At 72.1% G+C, this 19436-nt stretch carries 19 protein-coding genes; 10 read left to right on the top strand and 9 right to left on the bottom strand.

The annotated features are described in order from the left end of the window. Positions 1 to 40: 40 nt before the first annotated feature. Positions 41 to 1168 carry a winged helix DNA-binding domain-containing protein gene (locus ACFC0Z_RS16185; RefSeq protein WP_376437690.1) on the top strand — a complete coding sequence of 376 codons (1128 nt, stop codon included), beginning with the start codon at positions 41 to 43 and terminating at the stop codon, positions 1166 to 1168. 70 nt (positions 1169 to 1238) lie between these two features. Here the strand turns inward: ACFC0Z_RS16185 and ACFC0Z_RS16190 are convergent, their stop codons facing one another. Beyond that, entirely contained in the window at positions 1239 to 2054 is an 816-nt protein-coding gene (locus ACFC0Z_RS16190; RefSeq protein WP_376437693.1) for a response regulator transcription factor, read from the bottom strand. 97 nt (positions 2055 to 2151) lie between these two features. Between ACFC0Z_RS16190 and ACFC0Z_RS16195 the strand changes: the two genes are divergently transcribed. Next, positions 2152 to 3855, top strand: coding sequence for an AMP-binding protein (locus ACFC0Z_RS16195; RefSeq protein ID WP_376437696.1), 1704 nt, complete (start codon positions 2152 to 2154; stop codon positions 3853 to 3855). Then, positions 3852 to 5462 carry an AMP-binding protein gene (locus tag ACFC0Z_RS16200; protein ID WP_376437699.1) on the top strand — a complete coding sequence of 537 codons (1611 nt, stop codon included), beginning with the start codon at positions 3852 to 3854 and terminating at the stop codon, positions 5460 to 5462. Before ACFC0Z_RS16195 ends, ACFC0Z_RS16200 begins: the two co-directional genes overlap by 4 nt. Positions 5463 to 5477: 15 nt before the next feature. Here ACFC0Z_RS16200 and ACFC0Z_RS16205 read toward each other — a convergent pair whose 3' ends face one another. From ACFC0Z_RS16205 to ACFC0Z_RS16215, 3 genes are all read right to left on the bottom strand, one after another. Next, entirely contained in the window at positions 5478 to 6026 is a 549-nt protein-coding gene (locus ACFC0Z_RS16205) for a GNAT family N-acetyltransferase (protein ID WP_376437701.1), read from the bottom strand. 38 nt (positions 6027 to 6064) lie between these two features. After that, on the bottom strand, positions 6065 to 6838 hold the full coding sequence (locus tag ACFC0Z_RS16210) for a TIGR04222 domain-containing membrane protein (protein WP_376437704.1): 774 nt from the start codon (positions 6836 to 6838) through the stop codon (positions 6065 to 6067). Positions 6839 to 6930: 92 nt separating this feature from the next. Further along, positions 6931 to 8031, bottom strand: coding sequence for a hypothetical protein (locus ACFC0Z_RS16215; protein WP_376437707.1), 1101 nt, complete (start codon positions 8029 to 8031; stop codon positions 6931 to 6933). Between the two features lie 314 nt (positions 8032 to 8345). Here ACFC0Z_RS16215 and gcl point away from each other — a divergent pair, with 314 nt between their 5' ends. Further along, the gene (gene gcl, locus ACFC0Z_RS16220) at positions 8346 to 10133 is read left to right on the top strand and encodes a glyoxylate carboligase (protein ID WP_376437710.1); all 1788 of its coding nucleotides are present in this window, start codon (positions 8346 to 8348) and stop codon (positions 10131 to 10133) included. Positions 10134 to 10257: 124 nt separating this feature from the next. Then, the gene (locus tag ACFC0Z_RS16225; protein WP_376437713.1) at positions 10258 to 10677 is read left to right on the top strand and encodes a hypothetical protein; all 420 of its coding nucleotides are present in this window, start codon (positions 10258 to 10260) and stop codon (positions 10675 to 10677) included. Positions 10678 to 10713: 36 nt separating this feature from the next. Here the strand turns inward: ACFC0Z_RS16225 and ACFC0Z_RS16230 are convergent, their stop codons facing one another. Next, positions 10714 to 11688, bottom strand: a complete 975-nt coding sequence (locus ACFC0Z_RS16230) for an ArsR family transcriptional regulator (protein ID WP_376437716.1) — start codon at positions 11686 to 11688, stop codon at positions 10714 to 10716. A gap of 58 nt (positions 11689 to 11746) precedes the next feature. On the opposite strand from ACFC0Z_RS16230, the gene ACFC0Z_RS16235 reads away from it, so the two are divergent. Continuing rightward, a complete protein-coding gene (locus tag ACFC0Z_RS16235) occupies positions 11747 to 13063 on the top strand; it encodes an MFS transporter (RefSeq protein ID WP_376437718.1) in 1317 nt (438 codons plus the stop codon). On the opposite strand, the gene ACFC0Z_RS16240 is transcribed toward ACFC0Z_RS16235, so the two are convergent. The 4 genes from ACFC0Z_RS16240 to ACFC0Z_RS16255 form a co-directional block, all read right to left on the bottom strand. Then, positions 13038 to 13703, bottom strand: a complete 666-nt coding sequence (locus ACFC0Z_RS16240; RefSeq protein WP_376437720.1) for an HNH endonuclease — start codon at positions 13701 to 13703, stop codon at positions 13038 to 13040. The two genes, ACFC0Z_RS16235 and ACFC0Z_RS16240, sit on opposite strands and share 26 nt — an antisense overlap. Before the next feature lie 475 nt (positions 13704 to 14178). Continuing rightward, the gene (locus ACFC0Z_RS16245) at positions 14179 to 15636 is read right to left on the bottom strand and encodes a catalase (protein ID WP_376437723.1); all 1458 of its coding nucleotides are present in this window, start codon (positions 15634 to 15636) and stop codon (positions 14179 to 14181) included. Between the two features lie 189 nt (positions 15637 to 15825). Beyond that, positions 15826 to 16716, bottom strand: a complete 891-nt coding sequence (locus ACFC0Z_RS16250) for a 2-hydroxy-3-oxopropionate reductase (RefSeq protein ID WP_376437725.1) — start codon at positions 16714 to 16716, stop codon at positions 15826 to 15828. Between the two features lie 44 nt (positions 16717 to 16760). Next, on the bottom strand, positions 16761 to 17594 hold the full coding sequence (locus tag ACFC0Z_RS16255) for a TIM barrel protein (RefSeq protein WP_376437727.1): 834 nt from the start codon (positions 17592 to 17594) through the stop codon (positions 16761 to 16763). A 136-nt stretch (positions 17595 to 17730) separates the two neighbouring features. Between ACFC0Z_RS16255 and ACFC0Z_RS16260 the strand changes: the two genes are divergently transcribed. From ACFC0Z_RS16260 to uraH, 4 genes are all read left to right on the top strand, one after another. Further along, positions 17731 to 17985: a thiamine-binding protein gene (locus tag ACFC0Z_RS16260; protein WP_376437729.1), complete on the top strand. Its 255-nt coding sequence runs from the start codon at positions 17731 to 17733 to the stop codon at positions 17983 to 17985. Positions 17986 to 18029: 44 nt separating this feature from the next. Beyond that, complete coding sequence (locus ACFC0Z_RS16265) at positions 18030 to 18368, top strand: helix-turn-helix domain-containing protein (RefSeq protein WP_376438000.1); 339 nt, start codon at positions 18030 to 18032, stop codon at positions 18366 to 18368. A 155-nt stretch (positions 18369 to 18523) separates the two neighbouring features. Further along, on the top strand, positions 18524 to 19048 hold the full coding sequence (uraD, locus tag ACFC0Z_RS16270; protein ID WP_376437732.1) for a 2-oxo-4-hydroxy-4-carboxy-5-ureidoimidazoline decarboxylase: 525 nt from the start codon (positions 18524 to 18526) through the stop codon (positions 19046 to 19048). Beyond that, complete coding sequence (gene uraH / locus ACFC0Z_RS16275) at positions 19045 to 19434, top strand: hydroxyisourate hydrolase (RefSeq protein WP_376437735.1); 390 nt, start codon at positions 19045 to 19047, stop codon at positions 19432 to 19434. Before uraD ends, uraH begins: the two co-directional genes overlap by 4 nt. The last annotated feature ends 2 nt before the right edge of the window (positions 19435 to 19436 follow it).

Consider the following 19436-nt stretch of genomic DNA (forward strand, 5'->3'; position numbering starts at 1 on the left):
GGACGCGCGGCTTCCGTACCTGCCGTCGTAGCGTCTCCCCATGGTCACCACGGCGAACCACCCCACCCTCAGCCCCCGCGCCCTCAACCGCGCCACCCTCGACCGGCAGCTCCTGCTCCGCCGCACCTCCCTCGCCGCCGAGGACGCCGTGGCCCACCTGCTCGGGCTCCAGGCGCAGAACACCAAGCCTCCCTACTACGCCCTCGCCGCCCGTCTCGACGGCTTCCGGCCCGAGGAGCTGTCCGGGCTCATGGAGTCCCGGGCCGTCGCCCGCATCGTGACCATGCGGTCGACCGTGCACACGCACACGGCCGGGGACGCCGTGGCTCTGCGGCGGCTCGTCCAGCCCGGTGCCATCGACCGCGAGCTCGCGATCTTCGTTTCTCGCGGCGGCCTCGACGGCGTCGACCTCGACCGGCTTGCCGCCGTCTCCCGGGCGCTCGTCGAGGAGAAGCCCCGTACGCCCAAGCAGCTCCGCGAGGAACTGCTCAAGGAGTGGCCCGACGCCGACCCCCAGTCCCTCTCCCTGGCCGCCCGCTGCCTCCTGTCGCTCGTCCAGGTCACCCCGCGCGGGCTGTGGGGGAGGGGTGGACAGGTGGCCCTCACCACCACCGACGCCTGGTTCGACGGGGCCGCCCCGGAGGCCGCCGACCTCGACGCGACCGTCCTGCGCTACCTCGGCGCCTTCGGGCCCGCCTCCGTCAAGGACATGCAGACCTGGTGCGGACTCACCGGACTCGCCGAGGCCTTCGAGCGGCTCCGGCCCCGGCTCCTCGTCTTCCGGAGCGAGCGCGGCACCGAGCTCTTCGACCTCCCCGACGCGCCCCGCCCCGACGAGGACACCCCCGCCCCGGCGCGCCTCCTCCCCGAGTTCGACAACCTGCTGCTCTCGCACGCCGACCGCACCCGCGTCGTCCCCGCCGCGCACCGCTCCCGCACCTGGACCGGCAACCAGGCCCACCGCGTCTTCCTGCTCGACGGGTTCCTCGCCGGGCTCTGGTTCCTCGACGAGGCCAAGGACCGCACCACCCTCACCCTCGAACCCTTCGCCCGTCCCACCCGCGCCCAGCGCGCCGAGCTCACCGCCGAGGCGGAACGGACCCTGCGCCTGCTCGGGCGGTCGGATGTCCCGTACGACATTGTCCACCGCGACCCCGAGGACGGCTGATCACGCCAGAGCGCGGCTGATCACGCCAGAGCACGGCTGATCACGCCGGATCGCGGCTGATCAGGACAGGTCACGGCAGCGCCCCCGCCCTCCTCGCCGCCACCACCGCCTCCAACCTCGTGTGCGCGCCCAGCTTGCGCATCGCCGAGCGCAGATAGCCCTTCACCGTCTCCGGGCGCAGGCCGAGGCGCTCCGCCGCGACCGCGTTCGTCGCTCCCGAGGCCACCGCCGCGAGGACGTCCGTCTCGCGTGGGGTGAGGAGGACGCCGGGGAGGGAGGGGGCCGCGCCCGAGGCGGATTCCAGGCGGCCGCAGACCGCGAGGAGGCGGTCGCGGACCGCCGGGTCGACGACCCGCGGGGCCAGTTCGCGCAGCTCGCCGTAGGCCTGGCGGACCTCTTCCCAGGACGGCCCGGTGGCCGGGTCCGCCGCCTGCTGCCGCACCTCGTCCCGTACCGCGAGTGCCTGTTCGACGTCGCGGGCCGCCGCCACCGCCGCGTCGAAGACCCGTTCGCCGATCGGCAGGGACTCGCGCAGCGCGCCGTACAGCACCCCGCGCACCTTGCGCCGTACGACCACGGGGACCGCGATCACCGAGCGCAGCCCCTCCGCCGAGACCGGCAGGTCGTACTCGTGGGTGATGTGCCGCGCCGACGGGTAGTCCGTCACCGCGCACGGCCGCGACAGCGCGAGGCACTTCCCGCCGAGCCCGGAGCCCGCCGAGATCGTCAGGCCGTGCAGCGCGGGCGTCACCGCCCCGCTCATCTCGGCGATCCGCATCGAGAGCCCCTCGTGGAGCAGACCGCCGAAGACCACGGGCAGCCCGGTGGCGCGGCGGAACCGCAGCAGCGCCGCCCGCAACTCCGCCGTTTCCCTCTGCTCGGGCACGGAACCACTCCTTCATCACCCCCGAACGGGGGTAGTGAGACCTGAGTCACCGATTACACGATGTCGGGGACAGGTCCCGCAACGAGGAGAACGACACATGACGGCAGCGAGCGTGACCCATCCGACCGGCCCGACCGGCGGGACCGAGGACTTCCGGACCGCCCGGGACTTCCTGCTCCGGCACCGCGAGGACTACGAGACGGCGTACGAGGGCTTCACCTGGCCCCGCTTCGACCGCTTCAACTGGGCGCTCGAATGGTTCGACGTCATCGCCGCCGGCAACGACAGGACCGCCCTCCACATCGTCGAGGAGGACGGCTCCGAGACGAAGGTCGGCTTCGCCGAGATGTCCGCCCGCTCCAACCGCGTCGCCAACTGGCTGCGCGGCCAGGGCGTCCGCGCCGGCGACCGGATCGTCGTCATGCTGGGCAACCAGGTCGAGCTGTGGGAGACCATGCTCGCCGCGATGAAGCTGCGCGCCGTCGTCATCCCCGCCACCCCGCTCCTCGGCCCCGCCGACCTCCGCGACCGCGTCGAGCGCGGGCGCGCCCGCCACGTGATCGTGCGCGCCGAGGACATCGCGAAGTTCGACGAGGTCCCCGGCGACTACACGCGCATCGCGATCGGCGGCGACGGCGTGACCTGGCTGGGGTACGAGCACGCGGCCCGCGAGTCCGCCGACTTCGTGTCCGACGGCGTGACCTTCGCCGAGGACACGCTGATGCTGTACTTCACCTCCGGCACCACCGCGCGCCCCAAGCTCGTCGAGCAGACCCACACCTCGTACCCCGTCGGTCACCTCGCGACGATGTTCTGGATCGGGCTCAAGCCCGGCGACGTGCACCTCAACATCTCCTCGCCCGGCTGGGCCAAGCACGCCTGGTCGAACCTCTTCGCGCCGTGGAACGCGGAGGCGACCGTCTTCATCCACAACTACACGCGCTTCGACCCCGCCCGCCTCATGGCCGAGATGGACAAGCACGGGGTCACCAGCTTCTGCGCCCCGCCGACCGTGTGGCGGATGCTGATCCAGGCCGACCTCGGGCAGCTCGCGACCCCTCCCCGCGAGGTCGTCGCCGCCGGCGAGCCCCTCAACCCCGAGGTCATCGACTCCGTCCGGCGCGCCTGGGGCGTCACCATCCGGGACGGCTTCGGCCAGACCGAGACCGCCGTCCAGGTCTCCAACAGCCCCGGCCAGCCACTCAAGGAAGGCTCCATGGGCCGCCCGAGCCCCGGCTACCGCGTCACGCTCGTCGACCCGGTCACCGGCCGCCCGGACGTGGACGAGGGCGAGATCTGTCTCGACCTCTCCGCCCACCCGGTGGGCCTCATGACCGGGTACCACGGCGACCCGGAGCGTACGGCCGAGGCGATGGCGGGCGGCTACTACCGCACCGGTGACATCGGATCCCGGGACGCGGAGGGGTACATCACGTACATCGGGCGCGCCGACGACGTCTTCAAGGCCTCCGACTACAAGATCAGCCCCTTCGAGCTGGAGAGCGCGCTCCTGGAGCACGAGGCCGTCGCCGAGGCCGCCGTCGTCCCCGCCCCCGACCCGCTGCGGCTCGCGGTCCCGAAGGCGTACGTCGTCCTCGCGGCCGGCTGGGAGCCGGACGAGGAGACGGCCCGCGTCCTCTTCGCCCACTCGCGCGCGGTCCTCGCGCCCTACAAGCGGGTCCGGCGCATCGAGTTCGCCGAGCTGCCCAAGACGGTCTCCGGCAAGATCCGGCGGGTCGAGCTGCGCCGCCTGACCGCCGAGGGCGGCGGCAAGGAGTACGCCGAGGGGGACCTCGCGTGAGCCACGTGACCGGTACGGAACTCTCGTACGCGCACGGCGTCTCCGAGACGCCCCTCCTCGGCGACACCATCGGGGCCAACCTCGACCGGGCCGTCGCCGCCTGGCCCGACCGCGAGGCGCTCGTCGACGTACCCGGCGGACGGCGCTGGACCTACGCCCAGTTCGGCGCCGACGTCGACCGGTTGGCGGACGCGCTGCTCGGCAGTGGCGTCCGCAAGGGCGACCGGGTCGGGATCTGGGCGGTCAACTGCGCCGAGTGGGTCCTCGTGCAGTACGCCACCGCCCGCATCGGCGCCGTCATGGTCACCATCAACCCGGCCTACCGGTCGAGCGAGTTGGCGTACGTGCTCCACCAGGCGGGGATCTCCCTCCTCTTCGCCTCGCTGCGCCACAAGACGAGCGACTACCGCGCCATGGTCGGCGAAGTACAGGGAGAGTGCGAGGAGTTGAGGGAGGTCGTCTACTTCGGCGACCCCAGCTGGGACGCGTTCCTCGCCCGTACGGCGGGGGGTGTGCGCCCCGAGCCGCTCTCCTGCGACGAACCGGTCAACATCCAGTACACCTCGGGCACGACCGGCTTCCCGAAGGGAGCCACGCTCTCCCACCACAACATCCTCAACAACGGTTACTTCGTCGGGGAGATGATCGGCTACACGGAGCGGGACCGGATCTGCGCCCCGGTCCCGTTCTGCCACTGCTTCGGCATGGTGATGGCCAACCTGGCGGCCACGTCCCACGGCGCCTGCCTGGTCATCCCGGCCCCCTCCTTCGACCCGGCCGCCACCCTCAGGGCCGTACAGGAGGAGCGCTGCACCTCGCTCTACGGGGTGCCGACGATGTTCATCGCCGAACTCGGCCTCCCCGACTTCGCGTCGTACGACCTCTCCTCGCTCCGCACCGGGATCATGGCGGGCTCGCCGTGCCCGGTGGAAGTGATGAAGCGGGTCGTCGCCGAGATGAACATGGCCGAGGTGTCCATCTGTTACGGCATGACGGAGACCTCACCCGTCTCCACCCAGACCCGCCGCGACGACGACCTGGAACGGCGTACGGGAACCGTCGGCCGGGTCCTGCCGCACGTCGAGGTGAAGGTCGTCGACCCGGCCACCGGCATCACCGTCCCGCGCGGCGAGGCCGGTGAACTCCGCACGCGCGGCTACAGCGTGATGCTCGGCTACTGGGACGAGCCGGAGAAGACCGCCGACGTCATCGACGCGGGCCGGTGGATGCACACGGGCGACCTCGCCGTGATGCGGGAGGACGGGTACGTCCAGATCGTCGGCCGGATCAAGGACATGATCATCCGGGGCGGCGAGAACGTCTACCCGCGCGAGATCGAGGAGTTCCTCTACGGGCACGCCAAGATCGCCGACGTCCAGGTCGTCGGCGTTCCCGACGCGCGCTACGGCGAGGAGATCCTGGCCTGCGTCGTCCCCCGCGACCCGGCCGACCCGCCGACCCTGGAGGAGGTCACCGCCTTCTGCCGCGACCGGCTCGCGCACTACAAGATCCCGCGCAGGGTGGAGATCCTCACCGAGTTCCCCATGACGGTCAGCGGCAAGGTCCGGAAGATCGAGCTGCGGCAGAGGTTCGGCGGCGGCGCCTAGCGGTGCGGAGGCGGCCTAGCGGTGCGGCGGCGGCGCCTGGAGGGCCGCCCTCCCGACCTCTCTCCGCATGCAGATCCGGGGCCAGGCGGACAGCCCGTGGGCGGCCTCCGCGCGGCTGATCGCGCGCAGGCCGTCCGTCAGTGCCGGGTCGGAGTCGGCGAGCGCGCGGAAGCCGAGCCGCGTGTAGTACGGGGCGTTCCACGGGACCTCGCTGAAGGTCGTCAGGGTCAGGGCCGCGAGGCCCTGCTCCCTGGCGGCCGCCTCCAGGTGCTCGATCAGCGCCCGGCCCACGCCCCGCCGGGCGGCGTCGGGATGCACCGACACCTGCTCGATGTGGGCGGCGCCGTCGACGGTGTCGGAGAGCAGATAGGCGACGGGCCGGTCGTCCGCGTCCACCGCGACCCAGGCCCGCCCCTCGCGGCGGTACGCCTCCAGGACGTCCAGGGGCAGCGGGTCGTCATCCGCGACATCCCCCATCCCGAGAGAACGGAACGGCTCACCCGCCGCCCGTTCGATGTCCTGGAGCAGCGGAAGTTCGGCCGGAGCGGCCGCTCTGATGCGCATACGACAGTATGGCCCGACCCCGGTGAACGCGAGGGCCCCTAGGGGGCGTCTTGAGGGTCAGGGGCGTCGAGGAGGCCGCCGTCGCGGGAGAAGCGGGGGAGGAAGAGCGCGAGCGCCGGGTCTCCGTACAGGGCCACGTACAGCTGGACCAGGCGTCCGTCCGTCACCTCGCGACGGTGGGCGGGCAGGGGGTGGCGCTCCCGCAGCGCGGCCAGCAGGCGGTGGGCGGCGGGGGTCGACGGGGGCAGCCGCAGCAGGAGTGCGGCCACGGCCACCGGTACGAGGGCGATGCCGAGCGCCAGGGGTACGGGGACGGGCCCGCGCCCGTACCCGTCGCCCGCCCACGCCACGACGACCCCCACCCCGACCGTCACCGGTACGCAGACCAGCAGCGCCCGGGCCGCGCGCAGCCGGCCGGGCGGCCTCAGGAGGCCCGTCCGGCCCAGTTCGTGGTGCAGCGCGTCCACGGCTCGCCGCGCCTCAGGGTGCTGGGCGAGCCTCCGCAGCCCGAGAGCCCGGTGCAGCGCCCCGTGCACCCCGAGCTGTACGGGGTCGCGGGTCCGGCCCGGGCCGCCGTTGGCCCGAATCGTGCGTTTGCGGCCCGCCGCCACCGCCCCGCGCTGGTGCAGCGCGACGAGCGCGACCGTCACGGCCGCCCGCCGCCCTCCCCGCAGCAGCGCGAGCGCCTGCGGCGGCGGCTCGGCGCCCGCCGACCACGTCCCGTCCTCCCGGCTGCGTGTTCGCAACAGCCAGGCCGCGAGCGCCAGTTCGCCGCAGGCCACCCCGATGAACCACCACAACGCCGTCGGCATGACGCCACCCCCCGGAGTGTTCTGCCCGGGGGACCGTGATCGTCACCCTCGCGTGGCCGGATCCGGCGCGAGTCCGGGGGAGGGAGGAGGGGTTACGCGCCTCCCGCCGCGAGGTCCTCCGCCGGAGGGTTGACGGGCTGCGGCGTACCGGACAGGTCGAGCACGAAGAGCGGGAGCCCGATCTCGGTCGCCCGCCGCCGCGCCTCCGGGGTGTAGCCCGCCAGGGAGAAGAACACCCCGACACTCGCCACGGGCGCGCTCAGGCCGGTGAGCCACAGGCACTCCACGGCGCGGACCCCGGTGGGACGGGTGCTCGGGTCCACCTCCGCGACGAGCCCCGGCGCCCGCAGGTCCATGCCGGACGCGGGGCGCTCCTCGGGCTGGACGACGTCACGGAACCCGAGCCATCCCAGGTACGTCGCCGCCGCCGTGACCGCGTCCCGCGCCGTCCTGATCGTCATCGGCCGGAAGGCGCCGCGCGTCGGCGACGGGCGCGGACCGGCGGCCGACGGCTCGGGACCGCGCGCCGGGTGCCGTTCGGCGAAGGGGAGGGGCTGGGGGGCGGGGAGGGGCGCCGCCGGGGGCGGTGAGGCGGGGGAGGTGGGGGAGACGGGGGAGGCGTCCGGGCCGGTGCCGGTGCCGGTGCCGGTGTCTGCTCCCGCTCCCGAACTCGTACCCGTACCCGTACCTGCACCCGTACCCGTACCCGTACCCGTACCCGTACCCGAATCCGTCCCCCCGTCCGCGCCGTCGTGGCGCGTCGGGCCCGGGCCGAACCATTCCGAGCCCGGCTCCAGTGGCCGGGCGCGTACGGGCGGAGCCTCGGCCGGCGGCAGCGGCGGCGGTGTCCTTCGCGGCGGCAGCGGCGGACGGGGGTCGGGTGCCTCGTACAGCGGAGGCTCAAGGGATGAGGGCTCGCGCGGTGAGGATTCACGCGGCGAGGCCTCAAGCCGCGAAGGCTCCGGCTCCCCGGTCCGCCCCGCGGCCTCGCCAACCCCCGCCCCGTCCCCGCCGTCGTGACCCGTCGGTTCCACCACGATCCGCAGCACCGTCCCGCACGCGCAGCCCAGCTCCGGCTGCGGCCAGTCGTCCTCGCGCCCGCAGGCTCCGCAGCGCACGGTCACCCACAGGTCGGCCCAGTTCCGGTCCGTGACGGGTTCGGCCGCCGCGCCCGCCGTCACCGGCGGGGCCACGGGCGCTCCGCACGGGCACGGGAAGGCGGGCGGCGCGTACATCTGCGTCCGCAGGCACTCCGGACACCGGATCTCTATCGCTTTCGACTCACCCACAACACCAACCCCCCTGTCGTCAGCCCCGCCACATCGTCCCCCCAACGGCCGCCCGGAGGAGGGCGTTCGCCCGGACTTCTCTTGACGGTTCTCCGGAAGCCGACCTACATTGCTTCCGTATAGCAGAACAGTATTTCCGCATTACGGAAACAAGGCCGCGAACGAGCCCTGAGCCGCCCGCGCGCCCGCATCCGACCGGCCGAAGCAGGAGCACTCCCATGCCTCGTATGACCGCCGCCGCAGCGGCCGTTGAGATCCTCAAGCGCGAAGGCGTCACCACCGCCTTCGGCGTCCCCGGCGCGGCGATCAACCCCTTCTACCGCGAGCTCAAGAACGTCGGCGGCATCGGTCACACGCTGGCCCGCCACGTCGAGGGCGCGTCCCACATGGCCGAGGGCTACACCCGTGCCAAGGCCGGCAACATCGGCGTCTGCATCGGTACGTCGGGTCCCGCGGGCACGGACATGATCACCGGCCTCTACTCGGCCATCGCGGACTCGATCCCGATCCTCTGCATCACCGGCCAGGCCCCGGTCTCGAAGCTCCACAAGGAGGACTTCCAGGCCGTCGACATCGCCACGATCGCCAAGCCGGTCACCAAGGCCGCGACGACCGTCCTGGAGGCCGCGCAGGTCCCCGGCGTCTTCCAGCAGGCCTTCCACCTCATGCGTTCCGGCCGTCCGGGCCCGGTCCTCATCGACCTCCCGATCGACGTCCAGCTGACCGAGATCGAGTTCGACCCGGAGACCTACGAGCCGCTGCCGGTCTACAAGCCGTCCGCGACCCGCGCCCAGGCCGAGAAGGCGCTGAGCTTCCTCCTGGAGTCCGAGCGCCCGCTGATCGTCGCCGGCGGCGGCATCATCAACGCCGACGCCACCGACCTGCTCGTCGAGTTCGCCGAGCTCACCGGCATCCCGGTCATCTCCACCCTCATGGGCTGGGGCACCATCCCGGACGACCACGAGCTCGCCGCCGGCATGGTCGGCGTCCAGACCGCGCACCGCTACGGCAACGCGACCTTCCTGGAGTCGGACTTCGTCCTCGGCATCGGCAACCGCTGGGCCAACCGCCACACCGGTTACAACATGGACGCGTACACCAAGGGCCGGAAGTTCGTCCACGTCGACATCGAGCCCACGCAGCTCGGCAAGATCTTCGCCCCGGACTACGGCATCGCCTCCGACGCCAAGGCCGCGCTCGAACTCTTCGTCGCGATCGCCAAGGAGTGGAAGGCCGCGGGCACCCTCCCGGACTTCACCGCCTGGGCCGCCTCCGCGCAGGAGCGCAAGGCCACCCTCCAGCGCCGCACGCACTTCGACAACATCCCGATGAAGCCGCAGCGCGTCTACGAGGAGATGAACAAGGCCTTCGGCCCGGACACCCGGTACGTCACCACCATCGGCCTCTCCCAGATCGCCGCCGCGCAGTTCCTGCACGTCTACAAGCCGCGCCACTGGATCAACTGCGGCCAGGCCGGCCCGCTCGGCTGGACCATCCCGGCCGCCATCGGTGCCGCGACCGCCGACCCGGAGACCCCGGTCGTCGCGCTCTCCGGCGACTACGACTTCCAGTTCATGATCGAGGAGCTGGCGGTCGCCGCCCAGCACAAGGTCCCCTACGTCCACGTCCTCGTGAACAACGCCTACCTGGGCCTCATCCGGCAGGCGCAGGGCGGCCTCGGCATCAACTTCGAGGTCAACCTCGAGTTCGAGAACATCAACACCCCGGAGATCGGCGTCTACGGCGTCGACCACGTCAAGGTCGCCGAGGGCCTGGGCGTCAAGGCCATCCGCGTCACCGACCCGGACAAGCTGGGCGAGGCCCTGGAGCAGGCCAAGAAGCTGGCCGTCGAGCACCAGGTCCCGGTCGTCGTCGAGGCGATCCTGGAGCGCATCACGAACATCGCGATGAGCAAGACGGTCGACATGAGCGACGTCACCGAGTTCGAGGACCTGGCCACCGAGCCGGGCCACGCGCCCACCGCGATCAAGGCCCTCCAGGTCTGATCCCCCGGATCGCGTGGACCCGCGATCCCGCGATCCCGCGACCTGACGGCTCGCGGATAGGCTGCGACCTCATCGAACGGCGCCCGGAGCACCCCTCCGGGCGCCGCGCCGAAAGGACGCACCCATGGCCGCCGTGACCCGACTCGTCACCCACGTCGAGCTGGACGAGGCGTGGACGACTCCCGCTCAGCTCTCTGTCTCGGCCCGCCTGGACGCGGAACTCTCCGACGGGCGGACCCTGGTCCTCCTCGACGACCGGGGCTGGTCCGAGAGCGTCGTGGGCGACGGGGACATCAGGGCCTTCCTCACCGTCGAGGACATCGAGAGCACCGCCCGGACCGTCGTCGGCCCGGACGAGCCCTACGGCGACGAGACGCGCGAGCAGGTGGAGGCCGCCCACTGGGCGGCCCTCGCCGCGCGCGTCGAGGAGGGTGCGCCGGGAGTACGGGCGGACGCCGCGGCGCTCGCCCGCCTCACCCACGCCGTCGTCCTGGGCGACAGCCTCAGCGCCTGGGTGGGCCTCGACGCGCCGCGGGAGGACTGACCGGCCCCCGCCCCGAGGAGCACCGGGGCGGGGGCCTCACGCCTTCTGTGCCCGTACGAGCACGGCGCCCGCCTCCGTCCACTCGTACAGGACCGAGCGGCCCGCCCGACCCCGCCGTACGAGCCCGGCGTCCCGCAGCACCTTCAGATGGCGGCCCACCGACCCGAGGCCCTGCCCGGTCATGGCCACCAACTGGCTTGTGGACAGCGGGGACCCGAGCCGTACGAGCACGCCGGCGCGCGCCGGACCGAGCAGCGCACCGAGCGCGTCGGGAACGGCCGGTCCCGACGTGTCCGCCAGAACTCCCGTGCAGGGATAGACGATCGCGCTCCGCTCCGTCCCCTCCCAGGAGACCCAGCCCGTGGCCGGCGTCACCGGCACGAGCAGCAGACGGCCCCGCTCGATCGAACGCGAGGGATAGTCCCGGGTGTTGACCTGGAGCCGTCCGTCACCGAGCCAGCGCATCTTCCCCGGGCAGAGCTCGTCCAGGGCGGCCGCCCAGCCGCCGCGGGCGAGGCGCGCCGTCCGTGCCAGCACGTCCGCCTCCAGGGCGCGCCGCCGTCGCTCCCACTCCGGCCGCACGGACTCCCGCCACACCCAGTCGAGCACCCCGGCGAGCCGCTCCGGCAGGTCGCTCGCGGCGCGCAGGGGTTCCGGCACCCGTCCGCCCACCGCGACCGCCAACTGCTCCACGGCGTCGGCCGGCGAGGTCGCCGCGACCGCCTCGACCTCCTCCTCGAAGGTCCGCTCGCGGTCGCCGAGCGGGGTCGGGGTGAGGAAGTCCGCGTTCCAGGTGGGCCCGATCGCCGCCCGCACGAGCAGCGCGTCGAGCGGCTCGGCGGCGAGGCGCGCGCGGTACGCGGGAAGGTGGCGGTCGAGCCAGGACCGCTCGCCCGGATGGGTCGGCGTCCCCGCGTGCAGCGTCTTGAGCGAGGCGACCGTCTCGGCGAGCGGGGACAGCACGAAGCCGCTCCCCGCGAGCGCGTCCGCACCAATCCGCCACCAGCCCATGTTTCGCCTCCAGGCGAAACAGTACCGGTGGGCGTGCGCGGTCCCGCAGACTCCGGGGATGCCCAGCAAACCCGCCCACGGCGGCTCCACGCCCGCCGCCGGCTCCCCGTCCCCGAACGACCGCGACCGGCCCGCCCGCCACCCCCCGTCCGGTGAGCCCGCCTCGTACCGGGCGCTCTTCCGCACCCCCGAGTTCACCCCCCTCTTCCTCACCGGCGCCGCCCAGATCGCCGCCCACACCGTCGCCGGGCTCGGGCTCGCGATCCTCGTCTACCGGGCGACCGGCTCCCCCCTCCTCTCCTCCCTCGCCCTCTTCACCCCCTCGCTCGCCCAGCTCATCGGCGCGACCACGCTGCTCTCCGCCGCCGACCGGGTCCCGCCGCGTGCCGTGATCTCCGGCGTCGCCCTCTTCTTCGCGCTCGGCACCACGGTCCTGGCGATGCCCGCCCTGCCGACCTGGGCCGTCTTCGCCGTCCTCCTCGTCCTGGGGCTCGCGTCCTCGCTCGGCGGCGGGGTCCGCCACGGCCTCCTCAACGAGATCCTGCCGCGCGAGCGGTACCTCCTGGGCCGCTCGGTGGTCAACATGTCCGCGGGCGTCTGCCAGATCGGCGGCTTCGCCGCCGGCGGCGTCCTGCTCGCCGTCCTCTCGCCGCGCGGCACGGTCCTCGTCGGCGCGGGGCTCTACCTCACCGCCGCCCTCGTGGCCCGCTTCGGCCTCGGCGCCCGCCCGCCGCGCGCCACCGGGCGGGCCTCGGTCGCCGCGACCTGGCGGACCAACGCCCGGCTCTGGGCCGTGCCCGCCCGCCGCCGCTGCTACCTCGCCCTGTGGGTGCCGAACGGACTCATCGCCGGAGCCGAGTCGCTCTTCGTGCCGTACGACCCCGAGCACGCCGGCCTGCTCTACGCCTTCGGCGCGCTCGGGATGCTCACCGGGGACACCCTCGTCGGCCGCTTCCTGCCGCCACGGCTGCGCGCACGGCTCCGCTACCCGCTCCAGGCCCTCCTGGCGGCCCCGTTCCTCGCCTTCGCCCTCGACCCGGGGCTGGCCCTCGCCGCCGTCCTCGTGACCCTGGCGACCATCGGGTACGGGGCGTCCCTCCTGCACCAGGAGCGGCTGATGACGCTGGTGCCGGAGGAGCTGAGCGGGCACGCCCTCGGGCTGCACGGCTCCGGGATGGCGGCGCTCCAGGGCGTGAGCGCCGCGCTCGCCGGCACCGTCGCCCAGTTCACGTCCCCGCGCACGGGCATGGCGGCGCTCGCGGTCGTCTCGCTCCTCGTCACCCTGGCGCTGGTGCGCGGGGACCGGGCGGACCGGGCGGACAAGACAGGCAGGACGGGCAGGACGGCTCTTACTGCGGAGCCTTCGACCGCATGACGACCGTCTCCTCGCACGGCCCGTCGGCGAACAGCTTCAGCGCCTCCATCTCGTCCTTGTCGACGGACAGGCCCCAGCGCAGCTTCGTGCTCACCCACTCGCCGACGTAACGGCAGTACCGGGTGGAGTCCTCCGGCACCCACTCGGCGGGGTCGCGCCCGGCCTTCTGCCGCAGGCTGCGGGCGGTGACGGCGACGAGGGTCGCGGCGGCGCCCTGGTCGTTGGCGTAGCTCTCGCGCCGGGCCGCCGTCCAGCCGGAGGCGCCCGACTCCCAGGCCTCCGCGAGCGGGACGAGGTGGTCGACGCGGAGCGCGGCGGGGTCGCTCACCCGCTGACCGTCGTACGGGGAGGTCCACCGCCCGCCGGTGAGCACGCAGCCGGCCCCGGCCGTCGGGGCCTCGTCGGCCTCGGCGAGGAGGACCTCGGAGCGGGTGTCGCAGCCGTCGGCGGGGTCGAGGCCCTGGTTCCAGTGGGCGAAGGCCGACTCCTTGTAGCCGTCCGGGTCCTCGGTGGCCTCGGTGAGCTCGGCGAGCGCGTCGGGGAAGAGGACGACGCCGGCGGAGAGGGCGGGGGAGGGGAGGGCGAGCGGGGAGAGGATCAGGGCGAGCGGCGCGAGTCCGCGCATCAGGTTCTTGATCATGCCCTCGGGGATAACCCGGTGGCCGCCCGGTCGGGGGGCCGCCTCGCGGCGCGCTCCGCCGAGCGGGTGCCGAACTTCACCGCAGAAACGATGCGCTGGAACCCGTACGGGAAAAGGAGAAGAGCGCGGAACCAGGGACCGTAAACCTGGTTCCGCGCTCTCTCGTTGATGACCGTCCGACGGCGCGAGGCTGGCACGACAGGACGTTCGCGCCGCCGGACGGCGGTCTGTGGGGCCCCCGGGGCAGGGGCTGGGCGTTGGGACCGCGGTGGTGTCGACGGGTCGGCCGGCCGGCTCCTTCCTTCAGGTCAAGAAGGAGGGCCCGCCGCCCTTACCACCGCACTGGCTCGACTCCACCGCGGTCCTCACGCTTGTCCGGACCGCCGGCCACCCCTCATCCGGGCCGGCGATCCGGACCGCGCACGGCACCGACCTCCCGTCAGGTGCCGCACGCAGTCTGGGTACTGCCTGAGGGTCAGTCCTCGCGCAGGGCGCGGACGGCCTCGGCCACGCGCTTGCCGTAGTCCGCGTCGGCGGCGGCGAAGTGCGCGAGGTTCTTCTCGATGACGTCCTCGCGGGACACCTGGGAGAGACCGCCGGCGATGTTGGCGACCAGACGCTTCTTCTCGTCCTCGGACATCAGGCGGTAGAGCTCGCCGGCCTGGAAGAAGTCGTCGTCCTTGGTGTGCGCGGGCGCCTCGTGCGTACCGGTCCAGCCGTGGATCGCGAGCGGCGCGGAGAGCGCGGCGTCGGTCTGGGCCGGGCCCTGGTACGAGTTGGGCTCGTAGTTCTTGTCGTGGCGCGAACCGTTGCGGGTGGCCATGAAGCCGTCCCGGCCGTAGTTCTGGGCCGTGGTCGCCTTGGGGGCGTTCACCGGCAGCAGGGTGTGGTTGACGCCGAGGCGGTAGCGGTGGGCGTCCGCGTAGGCGAAGAGGCGGCCCTGGAGCATCTTGTCCGGCGAGGGACCGATGCCCGGCACGAAGTTGTTCGGCGAGAACGCGGCCTGCTCGACCTCGGCGAAGACGTTCTCCGGGTTGCGGTCGAGGACCAGGCGGCCCACGCGCTGGAGCGGGTAGTCGCTGTGCGGCCACACCTTGGTGAGGTCGAACGGGTTGAAGCGGTAGTCCGCGGCCTCGGCGGCCGGCATGACCTGGACGTACAGGGTCCAGCTCGGGTTGACCCCGCGCTCGATGGCCTGGAGCAGGTCGGTCTGGTGCGAGTTCGCGTCCTTGCCGACGAGCTCGGCGGCCTGGTCGGCGGAGAGGGAGCGGATGCCCTGGTTCGTCTTGAAGTGGTACTTGACGAAGAAGGCCTCGCCCGCCTCGTTGGTCCACTGGTAGGTGTGCGAGCCGTAGCCGTTCATGTGGCGGTACGAGGCGGGGATGCCGCGGTCGCCCATGAGCCAGGTGATCTGGTGCGTCGCCTCGGGGGCGTGCGCCCAGAAGTCCCAGACGTTGTCCGCCTCCTGCTTGCCCGTGAAGGGGTCGCGCTTCTGGGAGTGGATGAAGTCGGGGAACTTGATCGGGTCCTTGATGAAGAACACCGGGGTGTTGTTGCCGACGAGGTCGTAGTTGCCCTCTTCGGTGTAGAACTTCAGGGCGAAGCCGCGGGGGTCGCGGACCGCGTCCGCGCCGCCGAGCGAGTCGGCCACGGTGGAGAAGCGGATGAAGGTCTCGGTCCGCTTGCCGACCTCGCCCAGGAAGTCCGCCTTGGTGTACGCGGTGACGTCGTCGGTCACCTCGAAGTAGCCGTACGCGCCGGAGCCGCGGGCGTGGACCACGCGCTCCGGGATCCGCTCGCGGTTGAAGCGCGCGAGCTTCTCCAGGAGGTGCTGGTCCTGGAGGAGGATCGGGCCACCGACGCCGGCGGTGGCGGAGTTCTGGTTGTCGGCGACAGGGGCGCCGGACTCGGTCGTGAGCACGCGCTTCGACATCGTGACCTTCCGTACGGGAGCTGCACTGGTGACGGTGTCAGGAGCGTAAGGAGCCGTTCCGAATATCGTCAACAGTTTGTTGAAAAGGAAGTGTGGTGTTCCGGTCGACGGCGTCGCCTGGGCGCGACAGGACAGTTGTCAGCGACGCCGTCGACCGGAAATCTGGGGCCCCGGTGGCGGGGCGGAGGATCAGACCTGCTGGCCGGAGAGGCGCTCGACGGCGCGGAGCAGGGCCGAGTGGTCGAGGCCGCCGTCACCCTGGGCGCGCAGCGAGGCCACGAGCTGGGCCACGACCGCGCCGACCGGGAGGGCCGCGCCGACGTTGCGGGCGGCGTCGGTGACGATGCCCATGTCCTTGTGGTGGAGGTCGATCCGGAAGCCGGGCTTGAAGTCCCGGTTCAGGAAGTTGTCCTTCTTGCGGGTCAGCACGGTCGAGCCGGCCAGGCCGCCGTTGAGGACGTCCAGGGCGGCCTGGAGGTTCACGCCGGACTTCTCGAGGAAGACGACGGCCTCGGCGCAGGCCTGGATGTTGACCGCGACGATCAGCTGGTTGGCGGCCTTCACCGTCTGGCCGGAGCCGTGCGGGCCGCAGAGCACGATGGTCTTGCCGAGGGCCTCCAGGATCGGGAGGGCCTCGTCGAAGTCGGCCTGCTCGCCGCCGACCATGATCGAGAGCACGGCCTCGATCGCGCCGGCCTCGCCGCCGGAGACGGGGGCGTCGATGACGCGGATGCCCTTCTCCTTGGCGTTCTTGGCGAGGTCCACCGAGGTCTGCGGGGTGATCGAGGACATGTCCACGATCAGCGCGCCCTGCTTCGCGTTCTCCAGGATGCCCTCGGGGCCGTAGGAGATGGCCTCGACCTGCGGGGAGGCGGGCACCATCGTGATGATGACGTCGGCGTCCTTCACGGCCTCGGCGATCGAGGAGGCGGCGGTGCCGCCGGCCTTCGCGAGGCGGTCCAGCTTGTCCTGCTCCAGGGTGAAGCCGGTGACCGAGTAGCCGGCCTTGAGGAGGTTCTCGGACATGGGGGAGCCCATGATGCCGAGTCCGACCCAGGCGATCTTAGGAAGGTTGCTCATGAGGGTGCCTCTCAAAACAAGGTGGTACGGGGAGGTGGCCTGCGTCAGCGGGCCGGACGGGCCTCTGCGGGCAGCCACTCGAAGGAGGCGGCGGCGTCGGCGGCCTTGTACTCCAGGCCGACCCAGCCTTCGTAACCGGCCTTCGCGAGCTGGTCGAGCAGCTCGGCGAGCGGGAGCTCACCGGTGCCCGGGGCGCCGCGGCCCGGCATGTCGGCGATCTGGACGTGACCGGTCTTGTCCGCGTATGCCGCGATGACCTGGGAGACGTCCTCGCCGTTCATGGCCAGGTGGTAGATGTCGAGGAGGAACTTGGCGTTGCCGAGGCCGGTCGCCGCGTTGACCTTGTCGACGACCTCGATCGCGGAGGGGGCGCTCACCAGCGGGTAGAGCGGCGACTCCGGCTTGTTGAGGGTCTCGACGAGGAGGATCGCGCCGATCCGGTCCGCCGCGCGGGCGGCCAGGACCAGGTTCTCCAGGGCGAGGGTGTCCTGGATCTGCGGGTCGACGCCCTCGACGCGGTTGCCGTAGAGCGCGTTGAGCGCCTTGCAGCCGACCGAGGCGGCGAAGTCGGCGGCCACCTCGATGTTGGCGCGGAAGCGGTCCGACTCGTCACCGGGTACGGAGAGGGCTCCGCGGTCCGGGCCGGGGAGCTGCCCGGCGTAGAAGTTCAGTCCCACCAGCTGGGTGCCGGCGTCCTCAAGGGCCTTCTTGAGGGCGTCGAGCTCGCTCTGCTCGGGGGTGGCGGTGTCGATCCAGGGCCACCACAGCTCGACCGCGGTGAAGCCCGCCGCGGCGGCGGCCGCGGGGCGCTCCAGGAGCGGGAGTTCCGTGAAGAGGATCGACAGGTTCACATCGAAGCGCTGGTTCTCGAATCCCATGAGGGGTGCGCTCCTTCCGTATCGCGGAAGTAAGTTTCTGTCTGGTGGAATGTTGCAAGGGGGTTGCCGCGCTTGTCAAGCGGTACTCGCAGGTCCGGGACTCCCGCGGGCCGGATCGGGGCCGTAGCGTGGGGTCATGGTGCGTTTGAGAGTGGAGTTCACGACCGAGCCGTTCGACCTCGACGAGGCCCCGGCGCACGCGGTCGTGGCGCGTGAGGTCATCCAGTCGGCCCAATTGGACGCGGTCGACGTGGGTCCCTTCGGCAATACGGCGGAAGGGGGCGCCGACGAGGTGCTGACCGCCGTCGACGCGCTGCTGCGACAGTCGCTCGCGGCCGGCGCCACGCGGGTCTCCCTCCAGGTGAACGTGATCGGGGAGGGCGAGAAGTGACCGAACACCCGCTGGTCACGGCGGTGAAGCCGCTCGTGGACGCGATGGGGGCCGAGATGCTCGGCCCCGCGCAGGCGGAGGGCGACGACGTCGTCCTCTCCTGGGAGGGCGAGGACGTCCTCGCCGTACGGCTGCCGCAGCTGTCGGAGTCCCTCGACCACATCCTCGTGGCGATGGAGCGGCGGCACGGGATGCCACTGGCCGAACTCGATCGCAAGGCAAAGCAGGAGGTCGTCCGTCTGCTGGAGGCGCGCGGGGCCTTCTCGGTGCGGCACGGGGTGGAGACGGTGGCCGGGGCATTGGGTGTCAGCCGGTTCACCGTGTACAACTACCTGAACCGCGAAACCGCCCTGAACAGGGAAAAGGCCGCCGAGAACAGCTAGTTGATCACCTTCGCGGGCAAGCCGTCGTCCAGATGTCGGGACGGCGGCTTTCGTGTGGCCGAGTTTTCAACAAAGTGTTGACGTTGTGTTGCGGAGGGCGTTAGCTATCCGCAGCCCGTCCGACGCACAGCGAAAAACAGCCACGGAGGCTTCCCGTGACTTCAGGTACGACACCGGGCCTCGCCCGGTTCAACACCTCGGCGGACAGCGAGGCGCTCGCCTCGCTCCACGAGGTGTGTTCCAGCTCGGCGTGGGGGAGCAAGCTGCTCGCCCAGCGCCCGTACACCACCGCCGAAGCCCTCTTCCTCGCCAGCGACGCCGCCATGGCCGAGCTGACCACCGAGGACCTGGCCGAGGCGATGGCGGGGCACCCGCCGATCGGTCGTCCGAAGGCAGGGGACCCCACCTCCTCCCGCGAACAGAGCGGGATGGCCGGAGCTTCAGCGGAGCTCAAGGTCGAGATGCTCGAACTGAACCTGGCCTACCAGGAGAAGTTCGGACACGTCTTCCTCATCTGCGCCACCGGCAGGACCGGCGAGCAGATGCGGGACGCGGTCCGGGAACGGATCGGCAACACGCCCGAGGTCGAGCGGGAGATCGTCCGCACCGAACTGGGCAAGATCAACCGCATCCGCCTGACCCGTCTCGTCGAGACTCCTGAGGAAGAAGGCTCCGCATGAGCACCGACACCACCGCTTCGGTGTCCACGCACATCCTGGACACCAGCATCGGCCGCCCGGCCGAGGGCGTGGCCATCACGCTCGCGGCCCGCAGCGGCTCCGACGCCGCATGGGTCACGCTCGGCGGCTCCGCCACCGACGCGGACGGGCGCTGCAAGGACCTGCCGGCGCTGCCGGAAGAAACCACCCACGTACGTCTCGACTTCGAGACCGAGACGTACTTCGCCAAGAAGCAAGCCGAGGCGCAGCAGGACGCCCCCCGCGTAAGGGACAGCGGTGCGTTCTTCCCGGAGGTGGCGATCACGTTCGCCGTCAAGCCGGGCGAGCACTACCACGTACCGCTGCTGCTCAACCCGTTCGGCTACTCCGTTTACCGAGGGAGCTAGCA

This window comes from Streptomyces sp. NPDC056144 (assembly GCF_042264145.1).
Taxonomy (GTDB): domain Bacteria; phylum Actinomycetota; class Actinomycetes; order Streptomycetales; family Streptomycetaceae; genus Streptomyces.

Excerpts from the sequence above, each read along its gene's own strand:
- ACFC0Z_RS16250 (WP_376437725.1), bottom strand. The coding sequence starts at position 16,716 with ATGAGCAACCTTCCTAAGATCGCCTGGGTCGGACTCGGCATCATGGGC.
- ACFC0Z_RS16185 (WP_376437690.1), top strand. The coding sequence starts at position 41 with ATGGTCACCACGGCGAACCACCCCACCCTCAGCCCCCGCGCCCTCAAC.
- ACFC0Z_RS16240 (WP_376437720.1), bottom strand. The coding sequence starts at position 13,703 with ATGATCAAGAACCTGATGCGCGGACTCGCGCCGCTCGCCCTGATCCTC.
- ACFC0Z_RS16205 (WP_376437701.1), bottom strand. The coding sequence starts at position 6,026 with ATGCGCATCAGAGCGGCCGCTCCGGCCGAACTTCCGCTGCTCCAGGAC.
- ACFC0Z_RS16225 (WP_376437713.1), top strand. The coding sequence starts at position 10,258 with ATGGCCGCCGTGACCCGACTCGTCACCCACGTCGAGCTGGACGAGGCG.
- ACFC0Z_RS16195 (WP_376437696.1), top strand. The coding sequence starts at position 2,152 with ATGACGGCAGCGAGCGTGACCCATCCGACCGGCCCGACCGGCGGGACC.
- ACFC0Z_RS16210 (WP_376437704.1), bottom strand. The coding sequence starts at position 6,838 with ATGCCGACGGCGTTGTGGTGGTTCATCGGGGTGGCCTGCGGCGAACTG.
- uraH (WP_376437735.1), top strand. The coding sequence starts at position 19,045 with ATGAGCACCGACACCACCGCTTCGGTGTCCACGCACATCCTGGACACC.
- ACFC0Z_RS16265 (WP_376438000.1), top strand. The coding sequence starts at position 18,030 with ATGGGGGCCGAGATGCTCGGCCCCGCGCAGGCGGAGGGCGACGACGTC.
- ACFC0Z_RS16245 (WP_376437723.1), bottom strand. The coding sequence starts at position 15,636 with ATGTCGAAGCGCGTGCTCACGACCGAGTCCGGCGCCCCTGTCGCCGAC.
- gcl (WP_376437710.1), top strand. The coding sequence starts at position 8,346 with ATGCCTCGTATGACCGCCGCCGCAGCGGCCGTTGAGATCCTCAAGCGC.
- ACFC0Z_RS16235 (WP_376437718.1), top strand. The coding sequence starts at position 11,747 with ATGCCCAGCAAACCCGCCCACGGCGGCTCCACGCCCGCCGCCGGCTCC.
- ACFC0Z_RS16260 (WP_376437729.1), top strand. The coding sequence starts at position 17,731 with ATGGTGCGTTTGAGAGTGGAGTTCACGACCGAGCCGTTCGACCTCGAC.
- ACFC0Z_RS16230 (WP_376437716.1), bottom strand. The coding sequence starts at position 11,688 with ATGGGCTGGTGGCGGATTGGTGCGGACGCGCTCGCGGGGAGCGGCTTC.
- ACFC0Z_RS16255 (WP_376437727.1), bottom strand. The coding sequence starts at position 17,594 with ATGGGATTCGAGAACCAGCGCTTCGATGTGAACCTGTCGATCCTCTTC.